This window comes from Streptomyces sp. NPDC048383, assembly GCF_040651775.1.
Taxonomy (GTDB): domain Bacteria; phylum Actinomycetota; class Actinomycetes; order Streptomycetales; family Streptomycetaceae; genus Streptomyces.
Genome location: NZ_JBEZKS010000074.1, coordinates 26,992 through 36,839 on the forward strand (window position 1 = coordinate 26,992; position 9,848 = coordinate 36,839).

Annotated in this window: 9 protein-coding genes; 4 read left to right on the top strand and 5 right to left on the bottom strand. The window is 74.4% G+C overall.

Going from position 1 to position 9,848, the window contains the following annotated elements; all coding sequences use genetic code 11:
- The first annotated feature begins 109 nt into the window (after positions 1-109).
- Positions 110-1,816: a DUF885 domain-containing protein gene (locus AB0D46_RS34485; RefSeq protein ID WP_362883455.1), complete on the top strand. Its 1,707-nt coding sequence runs from the start codon at positions 110-112 to the stop codon at positions 1,814-1,816.
- Between the two features lie 87 nt (positions 1,817-1,903).
- Here AB0D46_RS34485 and AB0D46_RS34490 read toward each other — a convergent pair whose 3' ends face one another.
- Positions 1,904-2,422 carry a rhodanese-like domain-containing protein gene (locus AB0D46_RS34490; RefSeq protein ID WP_362883456.1) on the bottom strand — a complete coding sequence of 173 codons (519 nt, stop codon included), beginning with the start codon at positions 2,420-2,422 and terminating at the stop codon, positions 1,904-1,906.
- Between the two features lie 94 nt (positions 2,423-2,516).
- Here AB0D46_RS34490 and AB0D46_RS34495 point away from each other — a divergent pair, with 94 nt between their 5' ends.
- Entirely contained in the window at positions 2,517-2,963 is a 447-nt protein-coding gene (locus AB0D46_RS34495) for an Lrp/AsnC family transcriptional regulator (RefSeq protein ID WP_362883457.1), read from the top strand.
- A 69-nt stretch (positions 2,964-3,032) separates the two neighbouring features.
- Here the strand turns inward: AB0D46_RS34495 and AB0D46_RS34500 are convergent, their stop codons facing one another.
- From AB0D46_RS34500 to AB0D46_RS34510, 3 genes are all read right to left on the bottom strand, one after another.
- The gene (locus AB0D46_RS34500) at positions 3,033-6,047 is read right to left on the bottom strand and encodes an SMC family ATPase (RefSeq protein ID WP_362883458.1); all 3,015 of its coding nucleotides are present in this window, start codon (positions 6,045-6,047) and stop codon (positions 3,033-3,035) included.
- Positions 6,044-7,213: an exonuclease SbcCD subunit D gene (locus AB0D46_RS34505; protein WP_362883459.1), complete on the bottom strand. Its 1,170-nt coding sequence runs from the start codon at positions 7,211-7,213 to the stop codon at positions 6,044-6,046. The genes AB0D46_RS34500 and AB0D46_RS34505 overlap by 4 nt, the downstream gene beginning before the upstream one ends.
- A gap of 155 nt (positions 7,214-7,368) precedes the next feature.
- Positions 7,369-7,998, bottom strand: a complete 630-nt coding sequence (locus AB0D46_RS34510) for a YigZ family protein (protein WP_362883460.1) — start codon at positions 7,996-7,998, stop codon at positions 7,369-7,371.
- 97 nt (positions 7,999-8,095) lie between these two features.
- Here AB0D46_RS34510 and AB0D46_RS34515 point away from each other — a divergent pair, with 97 nt between their 5' ends.
- Complete coding sequence (locus AB0D46_RS34515; RefSeq protein WP_362883462.1) at positions 8,096-8,500, top strand: CoA-binding protein; 405 nt, start codon at positions 8,096-8,098, stop codon at positions 8,498-8,500.
- Between the two features lie 29 nt (positions 8,501-8,529).
- Here AB0D46_RS34515 and AB0D46_RS34520 read toward each other — a convergent pair whose 3' ends face one another.
- Positions 8,530-9,282: an acyltransferase gene (locus tag AB0D46_RS34520; protein ID WP_362883464.1), complete on the bottom strand. Its 753-nt coding sequence runs from the start codon at positions 9,280-9,282 to the stop codon at positions 8,530-8,532.
- A gap of 131 nt (positions 9,283-9,413) precedes the next feature.
- On the opposite strand from AB0D46_RS34520, the gene AB0D46_RS34525 reads away from it, so the two are divergent.
- The coding region (locus tag AB0D46_RS34525) for a gamma carbonic anhydrase family protein (RefSeq protein ID WP_362883466.1) at positions 9,414-9,848 on the top strand (435 nt) is incomplete at its 3' end.

Genomic DNA, 9,848 nt, shown 5'->3' on the forward strand with positions numbered 1-9,848 from the left:
CCGTCGGCTCACGGGGAGCCGGGGGCCGGTCCTCAGGTGGTGCCCGCGTCAGGTCCCCGGGGCCGTCACGGTGATGACGCGGGGCGGTTCCGCGTACGAAGATGGCAGCATGTCAGAGACCCTCCACAGTGACAGCGCAGCACGTCTGCCCCGTCAGGTCGCCGACGCGTACGTCGACGACCTCATCGCCATCGACCCGATCACGGGCACCTACCTCGGCGTCGCGGCCAGCTCCGGCAAGCTGCCGGACTTCTCCCCGGCGGGCCGCGCCGCCGCCGCCGAGCTGTCGCGCGCCACCCTGGCCGCGCTCGACGCCGCCGAGCGGTCGCCCGGCGCCGACACCGAGGCCGAACGGCGCTGCGCCCGGCTGCTGCGCGAGCGGCTCAACGCCGAACTCGCCGTCCACGAGGCCGACGAGGACCTGCGCGTCGTCAGCAACATCCACTCCCCCGCCCACTCGGTCCGCGAGGTCTTCACCCTGACCCCGGCCGACACCGAGGAGGAGTGGGCCGCGATCGCCGAGCGGCTGCGCGCCGTACCGGCCGCCCTCGCCGGGTACCGCGAGAGCCTCGCGCTCGGTCTGGAACGCGGGCTGTACGGCAGCCCGCGCCCCGCCGCCACCTTCGTCGAGCAGCTCGGCATCTGGGCCGGCGAGGGCGAGGACGGCGCCCGGGACTTCTTCGGCGCCTTCGCCTCCGCCGGCCCCGAGGCCCTGCGCGCGGAGCTGGACGCGGCGGCCGCCGGTGCGACGGCGGCGGTGGCCGAACTGCGGGACTGGATGCGGGACGTGTACGCCCCGGCCGTCGCCGACGCTCCGGATCCGGTGGGCCGCGAGCGCTACGCCCGCTGGGCACGCTACTTCAACGGCACCGATCTGGACCTGGACGAGGCGTACGCCTACGGCTGGGCCGAGTACCACCGGCTGCTCGCCGAGATGAAGACCGAGGCGGCGAAGATCCTGCCGGGCGCCGGCCCCTGGGACGTGCTGCGGCACCTGGAGGAGCACGGCACCCACATCGAGGGCGTCGACGAGGTCCGGGCCTGGCTCCAAGGCCTGATGGACGAAGCCATCGAGAACCTGGACGGCACCCACTTCGAGCTCGCCGAGCGGGTCAAGCGGGTGGAGTCCATGATCGCCCCGTCGGGCGGTGCGGCGGCGCCGTACTACACGAACCCCTCCGAGGACTTCTCCCGTCCCGGGCGCACCTGGCTGCCGACCATGGGACAGACCCGGTTCCCGGTGTACGACCTGGTGTCCACCTGGTACCACGAGGGCGTTCCCGGTCACCACCTCCAGCTCGCGCAGTGGCAGCACGTGGCGGACCGGCTCTCCCGCTACCAGGCGACCGTGGGCATGGTCAGCGCGAACGTCGAGGGCTGGGCGCTGTACGCGGAACGCCTGATGGACGAGCTGGGCTACCTCAAGGACGCCGAGCAGCGGCTGGGTTACCTGGACTGCCAGATGATGCGGGCCGCCCGGGTGATCGTGGACATCGGCATGCACCTGGGCCTGGAAATCCCGGCGGACTCGCCGTTCCACCCGGGCGAGCACTGGACCGTCGACCTGGCGCAGGAGTTCTTCGGACTGCACAGCGGGCGGCCGGCGGACTTCATCGCGAGCGAGCTCACCCGCTACCTGTCGATGCCGGGTCAGGCGATCGGCTACAAGCTGGGCGAGCGCGCCTGGCTGCTGGGCCGGGACAACGCCCGTGCCGCGCACGGCGAGTCCTTCGACCTGAAGGCCTGGCACATGGCGGCGCTGTCCCAGGGCTCGCTGGGCCTGGACGACCTGGTGGACGAGCTCTCCAAGCTCTGAGCCGCTCCGCCCGCGCGGGCGTCGCCCCCGACGGGCCGCACGTTCCCCGCAAGGGGGTGTGCGGCCCGTCGCAGTGGCGGCGGCGGTTCAGCAGCCGCAGTCGTCGGAGTCGGTGGGTGCGGTCAGCGGGTCGGCCCCGGCGCGCCGTTCGGAGCCCTGCCAGGTCTCGACCTCGAATCCCTCGCGGATCCAGTACTCGATGCCGCCGAGCATCTCCTTGACCTGGAAGCCGAGTTCGGCCAGGGCGAGGGCGGAGCGGGCGCCGCCGTTGCAGCCGGGTCCCCAGCAGTAGGTGACGACGGGCAGGTTCCGGTCGAGGAGCAGGTCCGCCTGTTCCGGGACGAGGGCCGTGGGGAGGTGGACGGCGCCGGGGACGTGGGCCTGGTCCCAGGACGGGGTGGAGCGGGAGTCGACGAGTTGGAAGCCGAGCTCGGCGCCCCGTTCCCGATGGGCCTCGAAGGCGGCGGCGACGTCCGACACGTCCGCGTGGAAGGCCAGGCTCGCGGCGAAGTACGCGGCGGCGGCGGCCGGGGTGGCCGGCGGGACCCGCAGGACGGGGTTCGCGCCGGTGGTGGCGGGTACCGGGGTGTTCGAGGTCGTCGTCATGGACACGAATCTACGAACCGCAGGCTGCTTAGGGAAGGCACTTTCCCCGGCCTTCGGCTTGTTCGTCCGGGGATTCCCCTGCTACACCTGACGGATGACCGACTATTCCCCCGACGCCACGGACTGGCGCATCCTGAGCGTCCTCCAGGAGGACGGCCGCGCCAGTTTCACCGACCTCGCCCGCGCCGTGTCCATGTCCGCGAGCGCCGTCACGGAACGGGTCCGCCGGCTGGAGGAGACGGGGATCATCACCGGCTACACGGCCGTGGTCGACCACGAGAAGCTGGGCAAGGCCATCCTGGCGCTGGTGCGGTTGCGCTACCCGCACGGCAACTACAAGCCCTTCCACGACTTCCTCGAAGCCACCCCGGAGATCCTGGAGGCCCATCACGTCACGGGGGACGACTGCTTCGTCCTCAAGGTCACCGCCCGTTCGATGGGGCACCTGGAGGAGGTCACGGGCCGGATCTCGGGCCTGGGCCCGGTGACCACCAGCGTCGTGTACTCGTCCCCGCTGTCCCGGCGGCCGATCAGCCCGTGACGGCCGCCACGGCCCGCCGCGCCGTGTGACGGCCGCCGCCGGGCGACCGCCGCGGCCCGGGACGACCGATCAGGCCCTGCCGGCCGCCGCCGTGCGGTGGCGGACCACCGAACCGCCGCGCTGTTTGACGATCTCCAACTGGGCCTGGACCCGGGTGCGCAGGTCGCCGACGTGGCTCACGATGCCGACGCTGCGGTCCCGCTCGCGCAAGGAGTCCAGGACGTCGAGGACCTCGTCCAGGGCTTGGTCGTCGAGGCTGCCGAAGCCCTCGTCGATGAACAGGGTGTCCAGCCGCATCCCGCCGGCCTCGTCGGTGACCACGTCCGCCAGGCCCAGGGCCAGGGCGAGGGAGGCGAAGAAGGTCTCGCCGCCGGACAGCGTGGCCGTGTCCCGCTCGCTGCCGGTCCAGGCGTCGAGGACGTGCAGGCCGAGCCCCGAGCGGCCGCGACCGCCCGTCCTGGCGTCGGAGTGGACCAGGGTGTAGCGGCCGCCGGACATCCGCAACAGCCGTACGGTCGCGGCGGCGGCGACCTGCTCCAGCCGCGCGGCCAGCACGTACGCCTCCAGCCGCATCTTGCGTTCGTTGTCGGCGGAGGTGCCCGCGGTGAGCCCGGCCAGCCGGGCCACCCGCTCGTACGCGGCGCGCAGCGGGCCCAGCGCGCGCAGCTCGTGCTCCGCCTGCCGGGAGAGCCGGTCGAGTTCGCCGCAGCGGACCCGGGCCGCGTCGACGGCCGAGCCGGCGGCGCGCAGCCGGGCGGCGGCGCGTTCCGCGCGGGCCTCGGCGGCGTAGGGGTCGGCCGCGGGCCGGGCCGCCGCGCGGGCGGTGTCCTGCTCGGCGTGCCGCTCGGCCAGCATGGCCTCCTCCGCCTGCCAGGCGTCGGTGCGGTGCTGGAGGGCGGTGCGCTCGTACTCGGGGAGCACCGCGTCGGCGGCGGCCTCGATGGTGTCGAAGCCGGCCTTGAAGGCGGCATCGGCGAGCTGCCCGTCGGCCTCCTTCAGCCGGGCGGCGGTGACCTCGGCCCGGCGCAGCGCGCCGGCGGCGGTGGTGACCATCCGGATCCGGTCCTCCAGGACACGGGCGCGGGCGGCGACGCTGGGGGCGTCGCCCCGTACGAGGACCAGCTCCGCCTCCAGGGAGGCCTGTTCCCGGTCGAGGGCCTCGCGCCGCTCGGCGCGGGCGGCGGCCCGGCGTTCGGCGTCGAGCCGGTCGGCGCTGCGGGCGGCGTGCTCGCGCTCCGCGCGGCCCAGCCGTTCGCGGGCGGTGTGCAGGGCGGCCGCGTCGGCGTGAGCGGCGGCGTGCCGGGAGCTCAGGTCCGCGGTGAGGGCGCGCAATTCGGCCGTGGTGGATTCCCCGGCGGCGGACGCGGCCTCGGACTCGGCCTCGCGGACGGCCGCGAGCCTGCGTTCGACGCCGGCCCGGCGCTCCTCGGCGTGTTCGAAGCGGGCGTGCGCGGAGTCCTCGGCGTCCCGGTCCACGTGCCCGGGGGCGGGTCGGGCCGGGTCGGGGTGCTGCTCCGATCCGCAGACCGTGCAGGGTTCCCCGGCGGTGAGGGCTTCGGCGAGTTCGGCGGCGATGCCGCGCAACCGGGCCTCCTTGAGTTCCAGCCAGCGTTCCCGGGCGGCGGCCGACGCCTCGCGGGCCAGCAGCAGTTCGGCCGCGGCGGTCTCGGCGTCGGCGGCCAGGGCGTCCCGCCGGCCGGCGGCGGTGAGCTGCATGCGGACGGGCTCCAGCCGACCGGCGAGCTGTTCGGCGAGGGTTGCCGCCTGCTGGGCGGCGTCCACCCGGTCCTGCAGCGCGGCCCGGGTGTCGTCCCAGCGGCCGAGCCAGTCGAGGGACTCCTGGTGCTGCTCGTCGGCGTCCCGGGACTCGCGCTCCAGGGTGGCGCGCTCGCGGCCGATCTCGGCGCTGCGCTGTTCCGCGCGGCGGGCGGCGCCGACCGCGCCGAGTTCCTCGCGCAGCCCCTGCTCGACGGAGGCGAGCTGTTCGACGCCCGCTTCGGCGAGGGTCGGCGGGAGGACGGAGCGGGCCACGGTCTCGGCGTGCGCGGCGGTGAGGTGGGCGGCGGCCGCGGCCCCGCGCAGTTCCAGGGCGGGGGCGACGAGGGCGCCGCGGCGGGCCCGGTCCAGGAGGCTCCGTACGCGTTCGCGTTCCGGCGCGTCCTGCGCGAGCCGCTCCGCGCGCCGGGTGGTCTCGGCGTGCCGGTGCTGGAGCCGGTCGAGTTCGCGGGCGTCCTCGGCGGCCCGTCGGGCGGCGGCGTGCCGGCTCTCGACGGCGGCCAGCGCGTACTTGGCGACGGTGAGGCGTTCCCGGGCCGAGCAGCGGGCGACGGCCGCCCACGCGCGGACGGCCTCGGCGAGGCCCGGGTCGCCGGGCTGGTGCCGGGGCAGCGGCCAGGCACGCAGGTCGGCGCAGTCACCGGCCGCCTGGGCGAGCCGCTGGGCGGCGGCGAGGACCTTCTCGTCTCCGGCGCGCACCTTGGCCTCGGCGGCCCGGCGGCGTTCGGCGAGCAGCGCTTCGACGGCGGCGAAGCGGCGGGTGTCGAAGAGCCGGCCGAGGAGCCGGCCGCGGGCCTCGGCGCCGGCGCGCAGGAACTGGGCGAACTCGCCCTGCGGGAGGAGGACGACCTGGCAGAACTGCTCGCGGCTCATGCCGAGGAGCTGTTCGACCTCCTCGCCGATCTCCTGGTGGGAGCGGCTGAGGGCCGTCCACGTGCCGCCGGTGTGCTCGCGCAGCCAACTCTGCGGCTTGTCCTTGGTGGTGCCGGCGCCGCGCTTCTTGGGGCGGTCCTGTTCGGGGCGCCGGGTGATCTCCAACCGGCGGTCGCCCGCCGTGAGTTCGAGGGTGATCTCGGTCGGTACGTCGGGGGCGGCGTGGTCGCTGCGCAGGCTGGTGCCGGGTGCCTGCCGGGAGCCGGGCACCGAGCCGTAGAGGGCGTAGCAGACGGCGTCCAGGACGGAGGTCTTGCCGGCGCCGGTGGGGCCGTGGAGCAGGAAGATCCCGGCGCCGGACAGGGCGTCGAAGTCGATCTCCTGGGGTTCGGCGAAGGGCCCGAAGGCGGTGATCCGGAGCCGGTGCAGCCTCATCGGGCGGTCTCCTGACGGCTGTCCTGGGCGCGTACGTCGTCGAAGGCGCCCCGGAGCACGTCCCGTTCGGCGTCGTCGGGGGTGCCGCCGCCGCGTACGTGCGCGACGAAGTCCTCGGCGATCTCCTGGTCGCTGCGCCCCTTGAGCCGCTGGGCGTAGGAGGCCGTTCCGTCCTCCTCGCGGCCCTCGGGTTCGAAGGCGAGGCTGAGGGTGTGCGGGAAGCGGGCGGTGAGGCGGGCCATGGGGTCGGCGGGCCGGACCGGGTCGGTGAGGGTGACCTCGATCCAGTGGTCCTCGCGGGGGGTGAGGGAGGGGTCGTCGAGGATCTCCTCCAGGGGCCCGCGCAGCCGTGACAGTTCCCTCGGGACGGGCGTGTCGATCCGTTCGGCGGTGCCGATCGCGCCGTCGGCGTCGAGGTCGATCAGCCACATCGTCTTGCGGTGGTCCGCTTCGGAGAAGGAGTACGCGAGCGGGGAACCGGAGTAGCGGACCCGTTCGTTGATCGTCTGGCAGCCGTGGAGGTGGCCGAGGGCGGCGTAGTCGACCCCGTCGAAGACGGAGGCGGGCACGGCCTCGACCCCGCCGACGGTGATGTCGCGTTCGCTGTCGCTGGCCTGCCCGCCGGTGACGAAGGCGTGGGCGAGGACGATGGAGCGGGTCCCGGGCCCCCGGCCGGCCAGGTCGGCCCGGATCCGGTCCATGGCCGCGCCCAGTACGGCTTCGTGGCCGACCTTCTCCGCACCGAACTCCTCCTTGACGAGGGCCGGTTCCAGGTACGGCAGCCCGTACAGGGCCACCTCGCCGTGTACGTCGGCCAGCACCACGGGGTCGGCGCAGCCCGCCGGGTCGGTCCGCAGGTGGATCCCGGCCCGGCCGATCAACCCGGCGCCGACGCCGAGGCGGCGGGCGGAGTCGTGGTTGCCGGAGATCATCACGGTCGGCACGCCGAGGTCGGCGAGCCGGTGCAGGGCCCGGTCGAACAGCTCGACGGCGGGCAGCGGGGGCACGGCCCGGTCGTAGACGTCGCCGGCGACGAGGACGGCGTCGACCTCGTGCGCGCGGACGGCCGCGACGAGGTGGTCGACGAAGGCGGCCTGGGCCCCGAGCATGTTCACCCGGTGGAAGGACCTGCCGAGGTGCCAGTCCGAGGTGTGCAGGAACTTCACTCGCTCGCTCCGACCCGCACGCTTGATCTCCTTCGTGGCCCTGCTCCGACCCTCCAGGCTAACCCGTTCCCCGGTCGCCCCACCGCGCCCTTCCGCTCCTCGGACCTCAAGGGTGACGGGCCGGCCGCCCGGCCCCGCCGAGGGCGGCGGCGGGCTCAGCCCTCGCCGTACGCCTCGCCGCCGAGCTCGAAGCCGGCGGTCCCGGCGGTGACGTCGGCGAGCCAGGCGCGGAAGGCGTCGACGTCCGCCTCGGGGATCCCGATGTCGATGGCGACGGCCTCGCCGTAGCGGACGTCCAGGACGGCCCGGCCGGTGGAGCGCAGGTCGTTCTGGGTCCGGCCGGCGCGCTGGTGGTCGACGGTGACGGTGGCGAGCCGGTAGCGGTGGCGGGTGACGGTGCCGAGCACGTCGAGGGCCTCGCCGACGACTCCCCCGTAGGCCCGGATGAGTCCGCCGGCGCCGAGCTTCACGCCGCCGTAGTAGCGGGTGACGACGGCGACGGCGTAGCGGATGTCGCGCCGGGTCAGCATCTGCAGCATGGGCACCCCGGCGGTGCCGCCGGGCTCACCGTCGTCGCTCGCCTTCTGCACCGAGGCGTCCGCGCCGATCACGTAGGCGAAGCAGTTGTGCGAGGCGGTGGGGTGCTCCTTGCGGATCCGCGCGACGAACTCCTGCGCCTCCCGCTCCGTCGCCGCGGGCGCGAGCGAGCACAGGAACCGCGAGCGGTTGATCTCCGACTCGTGCACACCCTCGCGGGCCACCGTCACGTACTGGTCTGCCTTCACCGCTCCACCCTACGGGGAATCGGACAGGTGTCCTTTTCGTTGATCCGGCAGAGCGATCCGGCTCAGCGGCAGACCAGAACAGCAGGAGGCGGTACGCGTGTACGGCGACCCGGCGACCATCCGCAAGATCCTCACCGAACTCGGCGACACCTGGGCGGTGGTGGGGCTGTCCAACAACGCGGACCGGGCCGCCTACGGGGTGGCCCGCGTGCTCCAGCGGTACGGCAAGCGCGTGGTTCCCGTGCACCCGAAGGCGGAGACGGTGCACGGCGAGCAGGGGTACGCCTCGCTGGACGCGATCCCGTTCGAGGTGGACGTGGTGGACGTCTTCGTGAACAGCGCCCTGGCGGGCGCGGTGGCCGACGAGGCGGTGGCGGCCGGCGCGGACGCGGTCTGGTTCCAACTGGACGTGGTCGACGAGGCCGCCTTCAGCCGGACCCGCGAGGCCGGCCTGGAGATGGTCATGGACCGCTGCCCCGCGATCGAGATCCCCGCCCTGTAGGCGGGTATCGCCGCGGCGGACCGGGAGCCTCAGGCTCCGCCCGCCTCGGCCTCCGCCAGCTGTGCCAGCCCGCGCAGCTGCTCCGGTGTCATCCCGTCGGGGATCGGCACCGGGGCCGGCGTCCGCAGCGGCGGCTGCCAGCCCGTCGCGGGTTCCCAGCGGCGTACGATCCGTGCCGGCGCGCCCGCCACGACCGCGTGGTCGGGCACCTCGCCCCGGACCACGGATCCGGCGGCCACCACCACGTTGCGGCCCAGCCGGGCCCCGGGGAGGATCACCGCGCCGGTGCCGAGCCAGCAGCCGGGGCCGATCTCCACCGGCGCGTTGCGCGGCCACTGCCGGCCGACGGGCTCGTTCGGGTCGTCGTAGCTGTGGTTGGTGGAGGTGATGTAGACGCCCGGGCCGCAGAAGGTGTCGTCGCCGATGGTGATCCGGGTGTCGGCGATGACGTGGCTGCCCCGGCCCAGGACGACCCCGTTGCCGAGGACCAGGACCGGCTCGGCGCCGAGGTCGAGGTCGGGCATCATCCCGGCGGTCAGGGTGACCTGCTCGGCGATGATGCAGTGCGCTCCGAGCCGGATCCACCGCTCGCCGAAGACGGTGCCCTGCGGGAACGCGAGCCGCGTGCCGTCGCCGATGGCGTCGAAGCGCAGTCGTCCCGGGGTCTGCGCGGTGATGGCGCCCGCCTGCTGCATCCAGCGCCATCCCGCGTGCGCCACCCGGCCCGCGACGCGGCGGCGCAGGGCCGTCAGGGATGAGAACGTGTTCTGGTTCTTCGGCACCCGGCCACGGTAGTGGTCCGCGCGCCGGGCGTCGGGACGCCGGAGCTGTGATCTTCACCCCATCACCGGAGCGGCCGGGTGCGTGCCCTACGGTGCCGGTAGCGCGGCATCCGGAAGCAGAGGAAGAGTTCATGACGTATCAGGCGGGCCAGGCACTCATCGCGGGCGTCGGCGGGAAGCAGCCGACCGTCGACCCGACGGCCTTCACCGCGCCGACCTCGGTGGTCGTCGGTGACGTCACCCTCGGCGCCGGCGCGAGCGTCTGGTACTCGGCGGTGCTGCGCGCCGACTGCGGCCCGATCACGCTCGGAGCGGACAGCAACGTGCAGGACAACTGCACCGTGCACGTCGACCCCGGCTTCCCGGTGTCCATCGGCGAGCGCGTCTCCATCGGCCACAACGCCGTCGTCCACGGCTGCACCGTGGAGGACGACTGCCTCATCGGCATGGGTGCGACCGTGCTGAACGGCGCCGTGATCGGCGCCGGTTCGCTGGTGGCCGCGCAGGCCCTCGTCCCGCAGGGCATGGTGGTCCCGCCCGGCTCCCTGGTCGCGGGCGTGCCCGCG

What these genes read in the sequence shown, in the direction of transcription:
- AB0D46_RS34485 (WP_362883455.1), top strand. Translation starts at nt 110, where the DNA reads ATGTCAGAGACCCTCCACAGTGACAGCGCAGCACGTCTGCCCCGTCAG.
- AB0D46_RS34490 (WP_362883456.1), bottom strand. Translation starts at nt 2,422, where the DNA reads ATGACGACGACCTCGAACACCCCGGTACCCGCCACCACCGGCGCGAAC.
- AB0D46_RS34495 (WP_362883457.1), top strand. Translation starts at nt 2,517, where the DNA reads ATGACCGACTATTCCCCCGACGCCACGGACTGGCGCATCCTGAGCGTC.
- AB0D46_RS34500 (WP_362883458.1), bottom strand. Translation starts at nt 6,047, where the DNA reads ATGAGGCTGCACCGGCTCCGGATCACCGCCTTCGGGCCCTTCGCCGAA.